Source organism: Arthrobacter sp. ISL-72, from assembly GCF_018613755.1.
Lineage (GTDB): Bacteria > Actinomycetota > Actinomycetes > Actinomycetales > Micrococcaceae > Arthrobacter.
In genome coordinates this window covers 1-18,838 of the sequence record NZ_JAGGPP010000011.1, presented here as the reverse complement: position 1 = coordinate 18,838, position 18,838 = coordinate 1, and the positions used below count along the sequence as shown (strand labels likewise).

Genomic DNA, 18,838 nt, shown 5'->3' with positions numbered 1-18,838 from the left:
CGGCGCTCCCCGGACAACAACACGTATCTACTATCTCTGCCTCCTTCATTCCCCCCAATCCACGCGCGTTCAACACCACAAAGGAAAATGCAATGAAAACACGTAAGCTCGGCGACGGCCTTGAGACATCGGCCATCGGCCTCGGTTGCATGGGGCTGAGCTTTGGCCTTGGCCCCGCTACCGACCGCACCCAAGCCCTTGCCGTCATCCGGTCCGCCGCCGAACGCGGCGTCACCTTGTTCGACACCGCCGAGGGCTACGGCCCCTACGTCAACGAAGAGCTGGTCGGCGAAGCGCTGCAGCCCATCCGGGACGGCGTTCTGGTGGCCACCAAGTTCGGGTTCGACATCAACGCCGACGGGGAAACGGTCGGACTTAACAGCCGCCCCGGGCACATTCGGGACGTGGTTGAGGCCTCGCTGCGCCGGCTGCGCACCGATCACATCGACGTGCTGTACCAGCACCGGGTCGACCCCAACGTCCCGATGGAGGACGTCGCAGGCACCGTCAAGGAGCTCATCGCCGAGGGCAAGGTACGCCACTTTGGCCTGTCCGAGGCGAGCGAAACAAGCATCCGCCGTGCCCACGCCGTCCAACCGGTCGCCGTCATCCAGGACCATTACTCACTCTGGATGCGGGAACCGGAAACCAAAAAGTTCGGGGTCTGCGAAGAACTGGGGATCGGGCTGGTCGCCTGGGGCCCGCTCGGACAGGGATTCCTCACCGGCGGCATCACCCGGGGTATGAAGTTCGACAACCCTAATGATCTCCGGGCGGACTTCCCGCGCTTCACACCTGAGGCACTCGAGGCGAACTTCGCCCTCGTCGACTTCCTCAAGAATTTCGGAGCCGAAAAAGGCGCCTCCCCGGCGCAACTGGCACTGGCCTGGCTCCTCGCCCAGAAACCCTGGGTCGTCCCGATCCCCGGCGGCACCCGCCTGACCCACCTGGACGACAACCTGCCCGCGGCCGACCTCGAACTCACCGCATCCGACCTGCAGCGGATCGACGAAGCCCTCGCCGCGCTCGACCTCGTCGGCGCACCGCTCTCTGCAGGGCTGGACGCCGCCATCGACCGCGACCGCTAACCACACGGACAACCTGCTGGCCAATCATCGGCACCCCCAGGGCACCGATGATTGGCCAGTCCCGACTCTCACCGGAACCGCGCGCTGAACCAACACACCTGCAGTTCATGGGGGTACTGACATGCACTCCCAAGCGGTCAGTGACCGGTGTTGACTGAAGACCGGCTATCAACCACGTAAGGAACCCACCATGCGAGCAACACTGATGTACGGCGCCGGAGACGTGCGCGTCGAAACCGTTTCCAACCCCACCATCCAGGAGCCCACCGACGCTATCGTGCGCATCGTCGCCGGCTGCATCTGCGGCAGCGATCTATGGCCCTACGCCTCCAAACCCGAAACCTCCGAAGGCGCCCGGATGGGCCACGAGTTCGTAGGCATTGTCGAAGAACTTGGCTCCGAGGTGACAGGCCTGTCCGTGGGTGACTTTGTCATCGCGCCCTTCGTGGCCTCCGACGGCACCTGCGATTTCTGCAAGGAAGGGCTGCAGACCTCCTGCCGCCACGGCGCCCACTGGGGCGGCCACGACGACGGCGGCCAGGGCGAATTCGCCCGGGTCCCGCAGGCGTCGGGCACCCTCGTCGTGGTGCCCGCGGGCTTCGACGAGAAGTTGATCCCGTCACTGCTGAGCCTCTCCGATGTCATGTCGACTGGATACCACGCAGCCAAGAAGGCCGGCATCCAGCCCGGCGAGACCGTTACCGTGATCGGTGACGGTGCAGTGGGCCTCTCAGCGGTTCTCTCCGCCAAGCTCATGGGTGCTTCACGCATCATTCTGATGGGGCGGCACGAGGCCCGCACCGACCTCGGCCGCGAATTCGGTGCCACCGATGTTGTCGCCGAGCGCGGCGAGGAAGGCATCGCCAGGGTCAGGGAACTCACGAACGGCGACGGAACGCACGCCGTGCTCGAAGCCGTGGGCCTCAAGCCAGCGATCGAGATGGCGATCGGCGTCGTCCGCGACGGCGGCGTGATCAGCCGCGTCGGGGCGCCGCAGTTCTCCGACGTACCGCTCGGGTTTGCTGAGTTCATGCGCAACATCACGCTCACCGGCGGCGTCGCACCGGCCAGGGCCTACATCGAGGAGCTGCTGCCCCTCGTGCTCGACGGCACCATCGAACCCGGCAAGGTCTTCGACCGCACCATCGGCCTGGACGAGGTCCCGGCCGGCTACCGGGCCATGGCCGACCGTGAAGCACTCAAAGTGCTCGTCCGCCCCTAACGAAAGGACCTGGATCTAATGGACATCACACTCAACAACGGCGTCATCATGCCCGCCCTCGGGCTCGGCGTCTTCCAAAGCCCGCCAGAAGAAACAACAGCCGCGGTCGAGGCCGCCCTGGCTGCCGGTTACCGGCACATCGACACCGCCGCCGCCTACGGAAATGAGCGGGAGGTCGGCGAAGGCATCCGCAGCTCCGGGCTACGCCGGTCGGACGTGTTCATCGAGACCAAGGTATGGGTCAGCGACTACGGCTACGACCAGACGCTGCATGCCTGGGACAAGGCAGTTGGCAAGCTCGGGGTGGACTACCTGGATCTGCTGATCCTGCACCAGCCGGTGCCGAGCCGCTTCGAGAAGACCATCGCCGCGTACAAGGCGCTGGAGACCCTGCTCGCCGACGGGCGCGTGCGGGCCATCGGTGTCAGCAACTTCATGCCGCATCACCTCAAGCAACTGCTCGCGGAAAGCGACGTGGTCCCGGCCGTGAATCAGGTGGAGCTGCACCCGTACTTCAGCCAACCGGGTGTCCGGGCGGCCGACGCCGAACACGGCATTATCACCCAGGCATGGTCGCCGATCGGCGGCATCACCTTTTACCCCGGCTGGGGCGAGGACCGGAAGAACGTCATGCAGGACCCGGCCATCGCCGCGATCGCTGAAGGGCACAGCAAGAGCCCGGCGCAGGTCATGCTGCGCTGGCACCTGCAGCAGGGCCGCTCAGCCATTCCGAAATCGACCAACCCGGCACGCATCGCCGAGAACTTCGACGTTTTCAACTTCGAACTGTCCTCGGACGAGCTTGCGGCCATCGACGCGTTGGACACCGGCGTGCGCAACGGCCCGGATCCCGACGTCTCCCGCGACCAGTGGTTCGACCGGTCCATCCCCGAAGCCTAAGCACGGCAGAACCAGACCAGAGATAAGGAACCAGCATGGAGTACCGCTCGCTTGGCCGAACCGGAGTTAAAGTCAGTCCCCTGTGCCTCGGTGGGATGATGTTCGGCCCCTGGGGCAACGACGATCGCGCCGACGCGACCAGGATTATCCAGGGCGCACTCGACGCGGGGATCAACTTCATCGACACCGCGGACGTCTACTCGGGCGGTGTATCTGAGGAGATCGTCGGGCAGGCCCTGGTGGGCCGGCGCGACGACGTCTTCTTGGCCACCAAGTTCTTTATGCCTATGAACGAGGATGATCCCAACCAGCGTGGCGGGTCCCGCCGCTGGATCATGCGCGCGGTGGAGGACTCGCTGCGGCGGCTGAACACCGATTACATCGACCTCTACCAGGTTCACCGGCCCGGCCCGGACACCGATGTGGAGGAGACCTTGGGTGCCCTTACCGACCTGGTCCGCCAGGGCAAGGTGCGGTACATCGGTTCCTCGTCCTACTCCGGATCCCAGATCGTGGAAGCCCAATGGGCGTCACGGGAACGCAACCTGGAGCGGTTCGTTAGTGAGCAGCCTCCCTACTCGATCCTGGTCCGCGGCATTGAAGAGGACGTCCTCCCTGCCGTGAAGCGTCACGGTATGGGCACCCTCACCTACAGCCCGCTTGGCGGCGGCTGGCTCTCAGGCCGGTGGAGGAAAGATGCTGCGGCCGCACCCACCTCCAGCGCTCGACCCAGCGCACGGTTCGACATGGCAAAACCGGCGAACCAGCGGAAGCTCGACATCGTCGAAGAACTCGCCCAACTGGCCGAACAGTCCGGGTTGACGCTCATCGACCTGGCGATCGCGTTCGTCATCAACCACCCCGGCGTCACGTCCGCCATCGTGGGACCACGCACCATGGAACAGCTCGAGTCCTATCTGCCGGCTGCCGACATCACTTTGTCCAGCGACGTCCTGGACCGCATCGACAAGATTGTCACCCCGGGAGTGACCGTCAACCCCGACGACAACAGCTACGGTACGCACGAACTTACCGCACACGCACGACGACGGACACGACCATGACCAACGAAGCGATTGAAACCCTTCATGAGGCCATGTTCGAGGCGATGGTAGCCGGGGACCTGGCAGAACTGGACTCCATCCTTGCCAGCGGATTCACCCTCACCCACATGACCGGATATGTGCAATCGAGGTCGGAATGGCTTGAAGCCATTGAATCCGGCGAGATGCAGTACCACCGGATGGAAACGGTCGAGTCCACCCGAAGCAGGGATGGGACCGTGCCCGCGCTGACCGCCCGAACGCTTACCGACGCGACGATTTGGGGGTCGAGGGCCACGTGGCGGCTGACGTTGCGCTCCTGGTTCGAGCCCCGCGGAAACGGCTGGGTCATCACACGCACGGTCGCATCAACCTGGTAACAGGACACATCCGCCTTCGGGTGCGCGAGCAATTGACCACACAAATTGAAAGGAGATGCCATGGAGGGCCTGGAAACCGTCGTACTCCTGGGCATGACCGTGCTGGCCGGCGCGATCCTGGCTCCCCGGCTCAGAGTCGCCGCACCGTTACTGCTGCTGGTCTTCGGCCTCCTCCTCGGCCTGGTTCCGCAGCTGCGGCAGATTGAGCTGGCACCGGAGACGGTGCTGCTGATCTTCTTGCCGGTGATGCTGTTCTGGGAAAGCCTGACCACCTCGCTCCGGTCCATCCGGCGTGACCTCCGCGGCATCGTGTTGCTCAGCACGCTGCTCGTTGTGACCTCCGCCCTCGCCGTCGCGGGAGTGGCACACCTCCTCGGCCTGCCATGGAACACTGCCCTTATCCTCGGTGCCGCCCTCGCTCCTCCGGACGCGACAGCCGTTGCGGCTTTGGGCCGGATGCTGCCACGCCGGAATTTTATGCTGCTTAAGGCAGAGAGCCTGACTAATGACGGCACGGCCTTGGTGCTCTACGCGATTGCCGTTGGCGCGACCCTTGGCGGCAGCTACACGCCAGTCAATATCGCTGGCCTATTCGCCCTCTCCTATGTTGGAGGGGCGGTCGCGGGCATCCTGGTGGCGGCCGCGGCCTACCTGCTCCTGGTTCGGGTGCGCGATCCGCTCATTACTAACATTGCCCTGCTGATCATCCCTTTTGCGTCTTTCCTGCTCGCCGAAGCCGTTCACGCCTCCGGAGTCCTGGCCGTTGTTGCTGCGGGGCTGATCATTTCCTTTACCTCCGGCCGGATCAGCACGGCAGCATCGCGCCGGCAAACCGAGTCCGCATGGCCTCTGGGCTCCTACCTCCTCAACGGTGCCCTGTTCGTCCTCATCGGCCTCCAGGTGCAGGCCGCCGTGCACGAGATCGATGCCCGCGATGTGGGCCGGCTTCTGCTGACCACAGTTGCCGTGTGGCTGGCGCTCATCATCATCCGGTTCGTGTTCCAAACCGTGAGCGTCGCCGTCATCCGGGTCCTGGACCGGCGCCCCTCCCAACGCGGGCGCAGGATGACCTACCGGGCACGAATCGTCAGCTCCATCGCCGGCTTCCGCGGAGCAGTCTCGCTGGCAATAGCCCTGTCCGTGCCCTTGGCACTCGATGACGGCACTCCACTCCCGGGCCGCGACGACATCATCTTCATCAGCGCCGGCGTGATCGTGCTGACCATGCTCGTCCAAGGCCCCCTGCTTCCCATAGTCGTCCGGTGGGCCAAGCTTCCCGACGAACCCGAGGAGGAAGAGCTCCGCGTGGCCGAACTTGCCATTGCCTCCGCCGCCGTTACCGCCGTCGATCAAATCGCCCAGGAACTGGGGACCAACGCGGACATACACGGCCGCGTGGCGGCCGAGTATCGGTCCCACCTATCGGTCACGCAGGCGCTGAAGGAAGGATCCGATCCGCTGGGGACTACACAGTCGCGCCAGGAAGAAACAGCCCTCCGCCAAGCCGTCCTCGAGCGGAAGCGGGAGGTACTTCTCGAACTCCGACTGGCGGGCACGGTCGATGACACCGTCGCCCGGAGAATCCAGACCAGGCTCGATGTCGAAGAACAACGCCTCACCGGTGTCGAAATGGTGGATTGATCATGCCGAAGATTCTTGTTCTTGCAAACGACGGATCGCAAGAAGGTTGTATCGAGAACTGCACCGACTGAAACGGCCGAGGAAGGGGCCTGCGACGGCCCCCGGGCAAGATTCCGGCGCCGTCTTAAATCGGTTATCTCTATTTTCAGCCTCTGGACCCGTCTCGAAACTTCACTGCCTCGGAACCCTAGCCTTCCAAGACTGCCGTCCTGGCGTGGAGGGTCGATGTGTCTGCCGGCTCAGCCACATTCTGCACCCGTGGAGGGTCATCTAACTTGGCCGCGGCGGCATGATAAGCCGCGAACTTTGCGGACGCGCTTGACCAATCCAGGACAGCCCGTGGCCGGCTGTTGATCTCCTGAGCGGCGAACAAGACATCTGCCGGTTCAACCGTGCTTAGGTCATCTCCCTTCCGGAAGTACTGACGGAGCAAGCCATTGGCGTTTTCGTTCGATGCACGCTGCCACGGGCTGGCCGGATCGCAAAAGTACACGAGCGTCCCCAGGGCGGCGGTGACCTCGGCGTGTTTGGCCATCTCTGATCCCCGGTCCCAGGTCAACGTCCTTCCCAAGGTGACCGGCATAACCCCGAGCGCCTCAATGAGCTGGTCACGCATGTTATCGGACCTGTTTCCCGGGCGGAGCGCAAAGCGACGAGGAGTCGGGAAGAGCGTTCAACGAGCGTCACTATCGCTGATTTGTTGCCCTTCCCCATGATGAGGTCACCTTCCCAGTGGCCGGGTTCTTCCCTGGTAGCGATGTGGGCTGGGCGGTCACCGATTTTTAAAGCATCGGCAATGTACTGGCGTGGCTTGACCTTGGTCCTGGACCGCGGCCGCCTGCTGAACTTGCCCGAACGCAGCAGCCGGGCAGATCCAGTTGGAACTGGACGGATGCTCAAATGGTAAAGCGCCCGGTAGATCGTTTCATGGGCGAGATGCCGGTGCTTTTGCCCTGGGAACCTTTGCTTCAGGGCTCGGCAGACCTGCTGAGGGCTCCAGCGCTTCGACAGACACTCCACAACGTAATGCCGCAGCTCGCTATCAATAGCAAGCTTGGCCAGCCTTGGCCTGGGCTTTCTCTTTTGTGCCATTTTCTGGGCTCGGAACGGATGATAGCGACGTGAGTCGGGGCGGTTCCGGGCCAACTCCCTGCTGATTGTGGACGGCGACCGCCCAAGATCACGAGCGATGGATTGAAGACTCGCCCGCACCAGCAACCGGTCGGCAATGTAGATGCGTTCGTCCTCTGACAAATAGCGGCTGGACCCGCTTGCCATCGGAACCGCTTTACGGGGCCGCGGATCCAAGCCCTGCTGTACCAAGCCCTCAACCCCGTTGCGTCCATGCAACCAACGCTGGCCCGTGTTCTTGTGGATACCAAGAATCCTGCATGCTGCTGAGTTGGAGTGCCCTTTTTTCATGAGCTGAACGTATAAGGGCTTCTTCTCAACCAAGCCCTCTGGGCCCATTTTCCTCGACCGGCGCGTCGAACTGCGCATAAATCAACACCACTTTCAGTTGGTGTTGCAACGTTTGTGAGAAACCGCCCAGCTTTGAGCTGTGCGGAGGGCTCCACCTGGCCCCCAGTGGGCACAACCCGGACACGGCACCCCAACCGGCGGCCGAGGGTCTCGGTCAGCGCTACAGGAATAGCGGGGGATAGTCCCGTCCTGGGCGTGGCGCACGTGGTCCCAGCCCAGGGACTGCCAGAACGCGTCCTCACTTTCTGGCGGCCTGGCGAACACGCTCCGGCCGGGATGCTGCTGTCGGACCAGTTCGATGGCCTGTGTGCCGAGCCCCTGGCGGCGGTGCCCGTCGGCGACTTCCATGAAGTCGATCTCCAGCCCGTTGCCGGCTTCCGGGACCCCGTAACCGGGATCAACCTCCGGGTGATCGACGACGATCAGGCGGACGATTTCCTCTCCGTCCTTGGTGAAGGTGTAGAAGTGGTCCGACGGGGAGGCGGCGATGACTTCGTTGGCCTGCCAGCAGGCCTGTGTGAAGTCCTCTGATGCCTCGAACGATGAGAGCAGTGAATGTCCGCGCGGCACCGGCCAGACCTGCCTGATCACCAGTTCATCGCTCACGGGATCAATCTAGACCCGGGCGGTCCCGGGTGCACCCTAGGACGGGAATTCGCGGAGGGTGGCTGCGACGGCTCTGACGGCGGCCGGGTCTTCCGCCCAGGGCTGCCCTGACCGGGTGCAGGCGTGGAAGTTGGTCACCTTCGAGCATTTGGCTGCCTCAGTGAGTTCGGCCCAGGCAGCCTGAAGCTCATCCAGGCGCGGTGACAAGGGCTCGTCCTTAGCAGCGGTAGCCGGAACGCGGCTCACAGCTACGGGGTTTACGGCTTTCCGCCGAAAGAGACTTCTAAGGCCCATTTCTGTGTCCCTTCTGAGTAAGAGAGCGGCAGCCGGAGTATCAAAGCGCGCTGCTTTCCGCTGCGCTCCAACCAGTAGTGGTCGTCCGCTGGCGCGGCCGGCGGTGGGTCCAGTGAATATAGGGCTCAGCGGAGTCGATCGATGGGTGGCTGGCCGCAGTGTGAGGAAAGCCAAGAGATGGCAAACGAAATAGGTTTCCGCAAGGTGATGCTTATTTGTGGTTCGGGCTTGCTCGTGGGCATTGTTGCTGCTCTTTTATTGGCGGCACTCTTACCCCAAACAAGTCTTCTGCCAATGGTGGTTGGGATCATTATTACCGTCGTGATCGCGGTTCCCGCACTGACCGCATATTTCAAGAGGAGAATGTGATCTGTGGATGCGCAACCGGGGTCAGTGTCAGTGATGGCTTCCAGTAGCCACTGGTCCGACAACGGATCCCGACGCAGCTCGAAGGTCCGAAGCGCCGAATTCGAGCTGAGCCGGATTATCTCCCCTCGGCTGAAGTGTGCGCAGGTCAAAGTCGAACTTCGCTCGGGGCATGTTAGCCACGTCTTCATTCGTTACTGCTGTCACGGTTTGCGCGGTCTCCCAAGTTCTCTCTCATCATTTCTTCCTGGCGGGTGACCGCCGAACTCCACACCTATGTCCGTACGTCACCGGACCGTCATTCCACGTCACGTCGACGGTCTTGGCCGTCCAGGCGTACACCGCGCCGTCGACCCAGCTTGGCGCAGTTCGGATACCGGAACCACGCCTTCACCGGGATCCAGGTAAAGGCGTTCTTGGAGACGAAGTGCTCGAAATCGAGCTCAAGCAGGTTTCCATGACTGCGAGTGGTACGTCTTGGGCCTCAAGTGACGGCACCTCAATGGGCCTTGGCCGCACTGTCGGCAGGCAACAGTCCCGCGCGGGTCAAGCTGCGACATCTCAATCGTCAGTCGGCATCCAACTCGCCCCAGTCGGTGGACGCGATCGTGCGAAGCACTCCTTGACGTGACGGACAACATAGTTCTAATCTTTATTTAGTACTAAACAAAGGAGTTTACATGTTGCGTCCGAGTGGAAGCGCTGACGTCAACCGCTCTGCGATCCTGGCCTATCTGGGCACTAGTGGCGGCGCGTCCCGTGCTGACCTTGCACGGGCTCTTGGGGTCTCGCCGGCCCTCATGACTCAACTCGTTCGGGACCTTATCTCGGATGGTCTCATCCGGGAGTTGGCGATGTCGCCGTCGAATGGTGGCCGGCCCGCTCAGTTGCTCGGGCCGGTTGCTTCGGCCGGGCGGATGATCGGCATGAAACTCTCTAAGGACCATGTCGCGTTGGTCGAGACGGAGCTGAGCGGGGAAGTGATGCGGGCGGAGAGCTGGCCGTTTGACGCGTCCTCGGTCACGTTCCTTTCCACGTTGGTCGAACTCGTGGAGGCGTTTCGGAAGTCAGGAAGCGGCGTACCCATTCTAGGAGTGGGTGTGGGGGTGCCGGGTTCCGTGGACTCACAGGGGAGCGGCGTGGTCGATTCGGGCCTTCTGGGATGGCAGCAGGTTCCTCTGGGAGGGGTTCTGAGCCGTGAACTGGGTGTGCCGGTGCTCGTGGAGAACAACGTCAACGCCCTCGCCATTGCGGAGCGGCTTTACGGACCCGGGCGCGATCACCCCGACTTTCTGGTCGTGACGATTGGTGAGGGTGTTGGTGCCGGCTTTGTTACCGGCGGAGCCGTCGTGCGCGGCAGCCGCGGCGGTGCGGGAGAAATCGGTCATATCGCCGCGGTCGAGGATGGCCCGCGGTGTACATGTGGCAACAATGGTTGCATCGAGGCGGTGATCGGCGAAGAGGCGCTCGTCGTCTCTGCATGTCAGTCCGGGATTATTCCGCCGGACGCGACAATGGCGGCATTGCAGTCCCAAGCCGACGCCGGAAGTGCGATGGCCCAGGACCTATTCCGCGGTGCCGGCCACCCGCTGGGGCGGATAGTCGCCGGATTGGTCCAGGTCCTCGATCCGGAGATCGTGATCGTCAGTGGCGAAGGCACCAGAGCCTGGAGCCATTGGAAGCCGGGATTCGAGCAGTCCTTCCGCAGCTCTCTGACCTCCGACCGGCGGGGAATTCCTGTGATTGTCGAGTCGTGGGACGACGAGAGCTGGGCACGGGGTGCAGCGGCGCTGGTTGCCTCAACGCCGTTCTATAGCGGTGAAAGCTCCGGTGAGCAGGGGCGACAGGTCCGTGCCCGGCTGACCTCTCCGACCAAGGAAGCAGCGGTATCATGACGGTCCTCGAAAGCTCCAATTCCACTCTTCCCGGCGCAGCTACCTACCCCACCAGGATGTCGTCTCCTCGTCGCCGGAAAGCGTCCTCACGGTTGAGGTATTCGCTGACCGTTGCCCTCTTCCTCCTGCCGAGCGCCTTGCCTCTGCTGTTTTTCACCATCGTTCCCATGATCGCCGCATTTTGGATCAGCCTGCATCAGTGGAACCTCGTCGGCCCGATGAAATGGATCGGTGCTGACAACTACGCCAGGCTCATCACCGATCCAGGCACTCAGGGCGCATTTCTGCACACGGTTTACTACATCGTCGGATACTTGCCGTTGGTCTACATCGGCGGGCTCGGCATTGCCCTGGCCCTGAACAGCAGGATCAAGGCACGCGGCATGCTGCGCGGTCTCTACTTCCTTCCAGTGGTAACAAGCTGGATCGTTGTGGCACTGGTGTGGCGCTGGCTGCTGAACCCCAGCACAGGGATCGTCAACTGGCTCCTGAGCCTGGTTGGGATCGCCGGACCGGGTTGGTGGACCGACCCCGCATGGTCAATGCCCGCGATCATCCTGGCCTCGGCCTGGAAGGACGTCGGGTTTGTCATGGTGATCCTTCTAGCCGGGCTGCAGGCAGTTCCCGAAGAGCTGTATGAGGCAGCGAAGGTGGATGGGGCCGGACCGGTGAGGCGGCTATTCAGCATCACATTGCCGATGCTTTCCCCGTCGACGTTCTTTGTCATCGTCCTATCGCTGATCAACGGTTTCCAGGTCTTCGACCAGGTCTATGCGATGACCGGCGGTGGCCCCAACAATTCCTCCCAGGTCGTCGTTCAGCAGATCTACGACCTCACTTTCCGCTACGGCCGGGCCGGGGAAGCATCAGCCCTGTCATGGCTGCTGTTCCTCTTCATTCTGGTCATCACACTGGTCCAGGTCCGCGGCCAGAAGAAATGGGTGAACTATGCGTAAGCACCGTCATCTGATCACGTTGAATATCCTTGTCGCCCTCGGTGCCCTCGTGATGGTGTTCCCGTTCCTCTGGGCCTTCGTCACCTCCATCAGTCCCGGGGCCGGTTTGTCTGCCACCCCGCAGCTGATCCCGGAGAACCCGTCGCTGTCCGCATATGCCCAGCTGCTCGAACGGCTGCCGTTTGCGCAGATTGTCCTCAACAGCCTGGTCCTGGCGGTCCTGACTACCGTGTTCCAGCTCGCAACAAGTTCCCTGGCCGCGTACGTGTTTTCCCGGATGCCCTTCAAGGGACGCAATGTTGTTTTCGCGGTGTACCTGGCCACCATGATGGTGCCCCTCCAAGTTCTCGTTGTGCCGCTGTTCGTTGAAATGAAGACGCTTGGGCTCATCGACACCTACCTCGGGGTGCTCCTGCCAGGCGTTGCCAGCGCGTTCGGTGTCTTCCTGCTCCGGCAGGCCATGAACTCGATCCCCACCGATCTGGACCAGGCCGCAACGCTGGACGGCGCCGGACACTTCCGGATTTTCGGACTCATCGTTCTTCCCCTGGTCCGCCCCGCTCTGGCAACGCTGACCGTCTTCGCCTTCCTGAACAGCTGGAACAGCTTCCTCTGGCCGCTGATCATCCTGCGCACGCCGGAGATGAAGACACTTCCGGTCGCGTTGGCAGGTCTCCAGGGGCAGTACACCACGCAGTGGGACATCGTCATGGCCGGATCCGTGGTCAGTGTCCTGCCAATGCTTGCCCTGTACATCTTTACCCAGAAATACATCATCCAGGGAGTAGCGGGAACCGGACTCAAATAAGCCGGAACGTCCCGTTTTCCCTTCATCAATGGAGATACATATGAACAAAAAACCCCTTGCTGCGCTGGGTCTCGCCCTCGCCGCAATCCTGTCCACGACCGGTTGTGGTTCGGCAGCAAAGTCTGATGCCTCAAGCAACGAAAAAGTAACCATCAAGTATTCAAACTTCACTTCCAATGGAGGCAACGAGAAGAACCTGGACACCATCGTTCAGGCCTTCGAGAAGGCCAACCCCAACATCACCGTCCAAGTCACCACCCTGCCGTACAAGGACTACGCCACTGCCCTGCAGACCGATCTTGCTGCCGGGACCCAGGCCGACACCTTCGATATCGAGTACGCCAACCTGGGCTCCTACGTCGCCAACGGAGCGGTTGCCCCGCTCGATGGAGTGGACGGGTCCAAGTACAAGGAGTCCTTGCTGAAGTCGTACCAGGCCGACGGCAAGCAGTACGCACTGCCCAGCTCCTTCTCGGACGTCGTCCTGTACTTCAACAAGGATCTGTTCGACAAAGCAGGCGTTCAGTACCCCACAGCCAGCTGGACGTGGGCAGATGAGACCGCTGCAGCGAAGAAAATCACGGACAGCGGAGCAGGCGTCTATGGGGATTTCCAGAACGTGAGCTTCTATGAGTTCTATAAGGCTCTTGAGCAGACCGGCGGCAAGTTCCTCAACGACGACGGCAAATCCGTCGCGTTCAACTCCCCGCAGGGCGTCAAGGCGGCCGAATGGCTGGCGGGCAAGAGCGGCACGACCATGCCCACCCCTGCCCAGGGTGCAGGCACCCCGGATTTTGACACCAAGCTGTTCAAAGACGGCAAGCTCGGCATGCTCCACAGCGGTATTTGGGTAGCAAGCAGCTTCGCGGACACACCTAAGAACTGGGACATTGTTGTGGAGCCGGGAGACACCCAGAAAGCAAGTGCGCTGTTCTCCAATGCTGTCGCGGTATCTGCCAACACGAAGAACGAGGCGGCAGCCCAGAAGTGGGCAGAATTCATGACCAGTTCCGAGGTTATGGCACAAACCCGTATCAGCTCCGGATGGGAGCTTCCCCCCACCTCCGACGAATCAGTCCTGAAGCCCTATCTCACCAAGGACAAGCCCGCCAACCGCCAGGCCGTCTTTGACGCGCTCGAGCACGTTGCCCTTCCCCCGGTCATCGGTGACAACCAGCAGAAGATGGTTGACATCATCACCAACGCACTCGGCGAAGTGGAGGCGAAGCGCTCCAGTGCAGCTGACGCACTCAAGGGCGCCGCAGACCAGATCAACGCCTTGCTCAAGTAATCCCACAAAGCCCGGAAGGGCAGGCGAGCGGGTCGCGCTAGGACCATGAAGTGCAGGCCCCGCGACCCGCTCACCATTTGAAAGAGACACGCATGATCGACAAATCCATGTCAGGGGCTACAGCGACGCGGACCGGCGACGCCGCGCTCCGGGAGCTGGTCCGGGCCGGCACCGGAATAATCCTGGAACAGCAGGCGCCCAGCGGCGCCTACCCCGCAAGCCCTTCCTTTTCCGCCTACTCCGGGTACAGCTGGTTCCGCGATGGGTCATACATCGCTGACGCGATGTCCGCCGTCGGGCAGATCGAATCCGCCGAACGGTTCTTCGACTGGTGCTCCGAGGTCCTGACCTCACGTGCTGACCGAATCCGGCACATCGTCGAGGAAAGCCGGGCCGGACGACCCCCTTCTGACGAGCACATGATGGCGACCCGCTTCCTGCTCGACGGCGCCGAAGGCAATGATGACTGGTGGGACTTCCAGCTCGACGGGTACGGTACCTGGCTTTGGGCCCTCGCCGAACACCACACCCGCCACGGCCGACCGCTGGATCGTTGGACCGACGCCATCGCCCTCACCGTCGACTACCTTTCCTGTTCCTGGGAACGGCCATGCTACGACTGGTGGGAGGAGTCCGCAGAGCAAGTCCACGTGTCCACCCTCGGCTGCATCGCCGCCGGCTTGTCCAGCATCGCAGCGACAGGGCATCTGGATCAGCCACGGGCATCAGATGCCTCCGCGGCCGCGACCAACATCCGCCGCCGGGTCCAGGCCGACGGAGTACGCGCCGGGCACCTGACCAAATGGCTCGGAACCGAAGCAGTCGATGCCAGCCTGCTGGCGCTCATTGCACCAATGAACTTCCTCGACCCGCTCAGTCCTGTCGGTAGCGAAACCATCGCAGCAATCGAAAACCAGCTCACAGTCAACAACGGCGTCCACCGGTACCTGGCAGACACCTACTACGGCGGAGGCCAATGGCCGTTGCTCAGCTGCTTCCTCGGCCTCGCCCAGGAATCCGCAGGAAACCGGTCACGAGCCCGAGACCTCCTTGATTGGGCCGCCTCCACCGCAGGTGACAACAGCGACCTTCCCGAACAGGTCGAAGAACACCTCCTTGACGCAGTCCACCTGCAGCCCTGGAACGACCGCTGGGGCCCGTCCGCGAGCCCGCTGCTGTGGAGTCACGCCATGTTCATCCGGCTCGCAGCCGCCCTCGGCATCATTCCCCACCCCGACAGGCCGGAAACCGGCCCCCAGACGAACGACAAAGGACTCTGAATTGATCCGCCACAAACCCTTCGGCTCAGGACACCCCTACGTAAACGACACCGATCAGCGCAGCCCTGCCCGCCCGCGGGCCGGCGAACCGGTCACTCTGGGCGTGCGCACCTCGCCCGAGCTGACGAACGTGGTCTGCGAACTGGCCGAAACCGGCCACGACGGGACCACCACCCACACAACCGTTCCGCTGACCCGGGTACCGGCAGCATCCCGCGGACAAGTTGTCGACGGCGGACACCTCGCCTCCGCCCAGGCCAAACTTGCCCGCTCCGCCAGCGGCTGGCAGACCACCATCACGCCGGCAGATCCTCTGACGACCTACAAATACCGCTTCACGGCAGACAAGCCGGAAGGCGGAAAGGAGCAAACCCGCTGGTTCAGTTTCCAAGCCGCCGCCTGGAAAGCAGCCCCGCAGGCACTCCACATCATCGGAAACGACCGGGTAATCCGTGATTCGGTCGAAGTCCTTCACGACGGTAGCCGGCCGCTCCGGATACGATTCGCCCTGCCCCTGACCCCCGAAGAAAGGGTCACCGGTTTCGGGGAACGCTTCGATGCCCTCGACCACCGGGGAAGCACGCTGGACGCCGTCGTCTTTGAACAATACAAAAGCCAGGGGGCGAAACGAAAGACCTACCTGCCGATGCCCTTCGCGCACGTCATCGGTGGGGACGGGTGGGGATTCCACCTCGATACCTCCCGACGCACCTGGTACGACATCGGAGCCTCCGACGAGAGCCGGCTCATCATTGAAGCTGAGGTAGGCCCCGAAGCTGCACACGGGGATGCCTTCCTGAGCGTGAAGTTCTTCGAGGGAACACCCGCCGAGGTCCTGCGGTCATTCCTCTCCGACGTGGGCGGCCCTAAAGAGCTGCCCGACTGGGTCTTCAAACTCTGGGCCAGCGGCAACGAATGGAACACCCAGTCCGAAATCATGCGGCAGATGGATCTGCATCGGGAAACCGGCATCCCCGTCGGATCCGTAGTCATCGAAGCGTGGAGCGACGAGGCGACCTTCACCGCATTCCGGGACGCCGAATACCAGCCCAGCCCGGACGGCGCCCCGCTCCGGCTGAGCGATTTCACTTTCCCCGAACACGGAGCATGGCCGGATCCGAAGGCCATGGTCGACGAGCTGCACGCCCGCGACATCCAGGTGGTGCTGTGGCAGATCCCCCTCATCAAGATGCGCCCTCACCCCCTGGGGCAGGCCCGCAACGATGCAGACGCCGCCGTGCGTGAAGGCGGACTCATTCGTGAGGAAGCACCGGACGGAAGCCTGCGCCCCTACCGGAACCGTGGATGGTGGTTCCCTCTGGGCCTAATGCCGGACCTGACCGACCCGGAAGCCGCACGCTGGTGGACGGAGAAACGACGTTATCTGGTTGAAGAACTCGGTATCGACGGTTTCAAAACCGACGGAGGCGAACACGCCTGGGGAGAGGACCTGCGCTACCTCAACGGAATGCGCGGGGACGAAGGGAACAATCTCTTCCCGGTCGCCTACGCCAAGGCATATGGTGCCCTGCTCGAATCTGCCGGCAAAGCCCCTGTCACGTTCAGCCGGGCCGGGTTCACCGGATCCCAGGCCCACGGCGCCTTCTGGGCCGGGGATGAGGACTCCACCTGGGATGCCTTCCGCTGGTCGATGTACGCCGGTCTTTCCGCTGCATCAAGCGGCATTCTTTACTGGGGCTGGGATTTCGCAGGCTTTTCCGGCGACGTACCGACTGCCGAACTCTACCTGCGCTCGGCAGCGGCGGCCGTCTTCGTCCCCATCATGCAATACCACTCCGAATTCAACCACCACCGCAAACCATCGCGTGACCGGACCCCGTGGAATATCCAGGAGCGCACCGGCGATGACACCGTGGTCCCGGTATTCCGCGAACTGGTTGAACTCCGCGAACGGCTCATTCCGTATCTGCGAGAGCAGGCCCGCAAGACCATCGCCACCGGGGCGCCCCTCATGCGGCCCCTGTATTTCGACCACACCGATGACCAAGAGGTATGGAAGCACCCACTGCAGTGGATGCTCGGCGACCACCTTCTCATCTCTCCCGTCACCGAGGAAGGGGCACAGTCCTGGACGACGTACCTCCCCGCTGGCAGCTGGATCGACGCCTGGACCGGGGAAACCTATGTCGGACAACAAACGGCCGACGTTCCAGCTCCCATGAACCGGATCCCGGTGTTTGTCCACGCCGAGGTTTGGGACGAAATGAAGAGCATCTTCGCAGCAGACAGCTGACCGAACGCGGCCAAGGGCACGCCCAATCCACCCTTGGGGCTCTCTCCGGCCATTAGGATCTCTGACTCTGTCCCAGATGCCGGCCTGCATTCTCCGCGCTCCGTCCCCGACCGAAATCGGGGACGGAGCGCGGAGTCGTACGGCGGAGAGCGCGCAGTGGGCGTGCAGTCTGCAGATGCCCAGCTGGTTGGCGTGGCAGCACCACCCCTGATCCTGGGCGGAGTCATCGGCCGACCCCTACGCCTTCCGGGTGATCGATCCCGTCGTTGTCCGGCCTGTCCGGCAGCCATCCCACCGATGCCAGCGCCCTTCGAATGTGGCGGAGGTCCAGATGGGAATAGGTATCAATGGTCGTCGCGACTGATGAATGGCCCAGAAGTTTCTGGACCACCTCCGCCGGGACGTTCCGGCGGAGCAACTCCGTGGCGTATGTGTGGCGGAACTGGTGCGGAGAGAAGTGAAACCCCGTGCGGGCCCTGAGCCGCGAGACCAGATCCAGAACAGCCGGGTAGCTCATCGGATGACCCACGGGCTGTGACCAGAGATTGACGAAGACATAGTCGCAATCCAGCGTGCCGTACTCGTCAAACAGGTAGTCAGCGAACAAGCGCACCAAACCAGGCTCGATGGGAATGTCACGATCACCGGTCTTCGCCCGGGCCTTATTGGCATTCGGTCGGGACCTTACCTTGACGATGCCCTCGGCGGCGTCTACGTCCTCATGCCGAAGGCCCAGTGCTTCCCCAATCCGCATGCCGGACCCGGTCAGGAGGGCGAAGAGGAGACGGTCCCGCAGGTGGTCGCACGAGTCCGGGACCGCCGACACGTGGTCCTGGCTGAGTGTCCGCGGTATCCGGGTCGGCGCCCGACGTTTCAGCGACCTTGCCGGCCCTCCCGAACCGCCCAAGTGGGCGAGCATCGGTTTCCAGGAACCGCGCTTGCCACCGGGGTGCCCGTCTAACAGGAACGTGAAGCTCGACCCATGGCGCTGATGAAACTGATAGAAGGACCCGACCGCGGACAACTCGCGGTTGATCGTCGTTGGCGAGCAATGGTCCGACTGGCGTCTTAGCTGTCGTGCTTGTGCTGTCCGCTCGGCGGGAGCGAGCCGGAGCCAGTTCGCGAAGCGACCCAGGTCTTCCAGTTGCACGTCCCGCCATTCGATCTGGGCTTGATGGAGGAAGGCGAAGAAATCCCGACAGCGGAGGCTGCTGGAGGGCCCGCCGGCGCCCCGGATGCTGCCTTTTGATGAAAGAGCCTTCTGAGGCCCAGTTCGGTGTCCCTTCTACAACTGTGAGTCTTACGGTGGTTGGTCTGGGACTAGCTGGCAGT

Annotated in this window: 17 protein-coding genes and 1 pseudogene; 13 read left to right on the top strand and 5 right to left on the bottom strand. The window is 62.8% G+C overall.

The window, feature by feature from the left end:
• Positions 1-92 precede the first annotated feature (92 nt).
• The 6 genes from J7I92_RS12110 (at position 93) to J7I92_RS12085 (ending at position 6,274) form a co-directional block, all read left to right on the top strand.
• A complete protein-coding gene (locus J7I92_RS12110; protein WP_214840791.1) occupies positions 93-1,088 on the top strand; it encodes an aldo/keto reductase in 996 nt (331 codons plus the stop codon).
• Positions 1,089-1,278: 190 nt separating this feature from the next.
• On the top strand, positions 1,279-2,310 hold the full coding sequence (locus J7I92_RS12105; RefSeq protein WP_214840789.1) for a zinc-dependent alcohol dehydrogenase family protein: 1,032 nt from the start codon (positions 1,279-1,281) through the stop codon (positions 2,308-2,310).
• A gap of 18 nt (positions 2,311-2,328) precedes the next feature.
• Entirely contained in the window at positions 2,329-3,210 is an 882-nt protein-coding gene (locus J7I92_RS12100) for an aldo/keto reductase (RefSeq protein ID WP_214840787.1), read from the top strand.
• Between the two features lie 35 nt (positions 3,211-3,245).
• On the top strand, positions 3,246-4,274 hold the full coding sequence (locus tag J7I92_RS12095; protein ID WP_214840785.1) for an aldo/keto reductase: 1,029 nt from the start codon (positions 3,246-3,248) through the stop codon (positions 4,272-4,274).
• Entirely contained in the window at positions 4,271-4,633 is a 363-nt protein-coding gene (locus J7I92_RS12090; RefSeq protein ID WP_214840783.1) for a nuclear transport factor 2 family protein, read from the top strand. Before J7I92_RS12095 ends, J7I92_RS12090 begins: the two co-directional genes overlap by 4 nt.
• A gap of 60 nt (positions 4,634-4,693) precedes the next feature.
• Positions 4,694-6,274: a Na+/H+ antiporter gene (locus tag J7I92_RS12085; RefSeq protein WP_214840781.1), complete on the top strand. Its 1,581-nt coding sequence runs from the start codon at positions 4,694-4,696 to the stop codon at positions 6,272-6,274.
• A 187-nt stretch (positions 6,275-6,461) separates the two neighbouring features.
• Here J7I92_RS12085 and J7I92_RS24600 read toward each other — a convergent pair.
• From J7I92_RS24600 to J7I92_RS12065, 4 genes and pseudogenes are all read right to left on the bottom strand, one after another.
• A pseudogene (locus tag J7I92_RS24600) lies at positions 6,462-6,896 on the bottom strand (IS30 family transposase); the annotation flags it as partial.
• Positions 6,830-7,696: an IS30 family transposase gene (locus J7I92_RS24595; RefSeq protein WP_214840777.1), complete on the bottom strand. Its 867-nt coding sequence runs from the start codon at positions 7,694-7,696 to the stop codon at positions 6,830-6,832. The gene J7I92_RS24595 and the pseudogene J7I92_RS24600, both read right to left, overlap by 67 nt.
• A gap of 93 nt (positions 7,697-7,789) precedes the next feature.
• Positions 7,790-8,362, bottom strand: a complete 573-nt coding sequence (locus J7I92_RS12070) for a GNAT family N-acetyltransferase (protein ID WP_214840776.1) — start codon at positions 8,360-8,362, stop codon at positions 7,790-7,792.
• 36 nt (positions 8,363-8,398) lie between these two features.
• Complete coding sequence (locus tag J7I92_RS12065) at positions 8,399-8,569, bottom strand: hypothetical protein (protein ID WP_251039851.1); 171 nt, start codon at positions 8,567-8,569, stop codon at positions 8,399-8,401.
• A gap of 264 nt (positions 8,570-8,833) precedes the next feature.
• On the opposite strand from J7I92_RS12065, the gene J7I92_RS12060 reads away from it, so the two are divergent.
• The 7 genes from J7I92_RS12060 to J7I92_RS12030 all read left to right on the top strand — a co-directional run bounded on the left by J7I92_RS12060 (position 8,834) and on the right by J7I92_RS12030 (position 17,506).
• Complete coding sequence (locus J7I92_RS12060; protein ID WP_214840772.1) at positions 8,834-9,025, top strand: hypothetical protein; 192 nt, start codon at positions 8,834-8,836, stop codon at positions 9,023-9,025.
• Positions 9,026-9,702: 677 nt separating this feature from the next.
• Positions 9,703-10,917 (top strand): ROK family transcriptional regulator, encoded by a 1,215-nt coding sequence (locus tag J7I92_RS12055; protein ID WP_214840771.1) that lies wholly within the window; start codon positions 9,703-9,705, stop codon positions 10,915-10,917.
• Positions 10,914-11,873, top strand: coding sequence for a carbohydrate ABC transporter permease (locus J7I92_RS12050; protein ID WP_214840769.1), 960 nt, complete (start codon positions 10,914-10,916; stop codon positions 11,871-11,873). The genes J7I92_RS12055 and J7I92_RS12050 overlap by 4 nt, the downstream gene beginning before the upstream one ends.
• Complete coding sequence (locus J7I92_RS12045; RefSeq protein ID WP_214840767.1) at positions 11,866-12,681, top strand: carbohydrate ABC transporter permease; 816 nt, start codon at positions 11,866-11,868, stop codon at positions 12,679-12,681. The genes J7I92_RS12050 and J7I92_RS12045 overlap by 8 nt, the downstream gene beginning before the upstream one ends.
• 40 nt (positions 12,682-12,721) lie before the next feature.
• Positions 12,722-13,972 (top strand): sugar ABC transporter substrate-binding protein, encoded by a 1,251-nt coding sequence (locus J7I92_RS12040; protein ID WP_214840765.1) that lies wholly within the window; start codon positions 12,722-12,724, stop codon positions 13,970-13,972.
• A 92-nt stretch (positions 13,973-14,064) separates the two neighbouring features.
• On the top strand, positions 14,065-15,252 hold the full coding sequence (locus tag J7I92_RS12035; protein WP_214840763.1) for a glycoside hydrolase family 15 protein: 1,188 nt from the start codon (positions 14,065-14,067) through the stop codon (positions 15,250-15,252).
• Position 15,253: 1 nt separating this feature from the next.
• Entirely contained in the window at positions 15,254-17,506 is a 2,253-nt protein-coding gene (locus J7I92_RS12030; RefSeq protein ID WP_214840761.1) for a TIM-barrel domain-containing protein, read from the top strand.
• Between the two features lie 223 nt (positions 17,507-17,729).
• Here the strand turns inward: J7I92_RS12030 and J7I92_RS12025 are convergent, their stop codons facing one another.
• Positions 17,730-18,332, bottom strand: a complete 603-nt coding sequence (locus tag J7I92_RS12025; protein WP_214840759.1) for a tyrosine-type recombinase/integrase — start codon at positions 18,330-18,332, stop codon at positions 17,730-17,732.
• Positions 18,333-18,838: the final 506 nt, after the last annotated feature.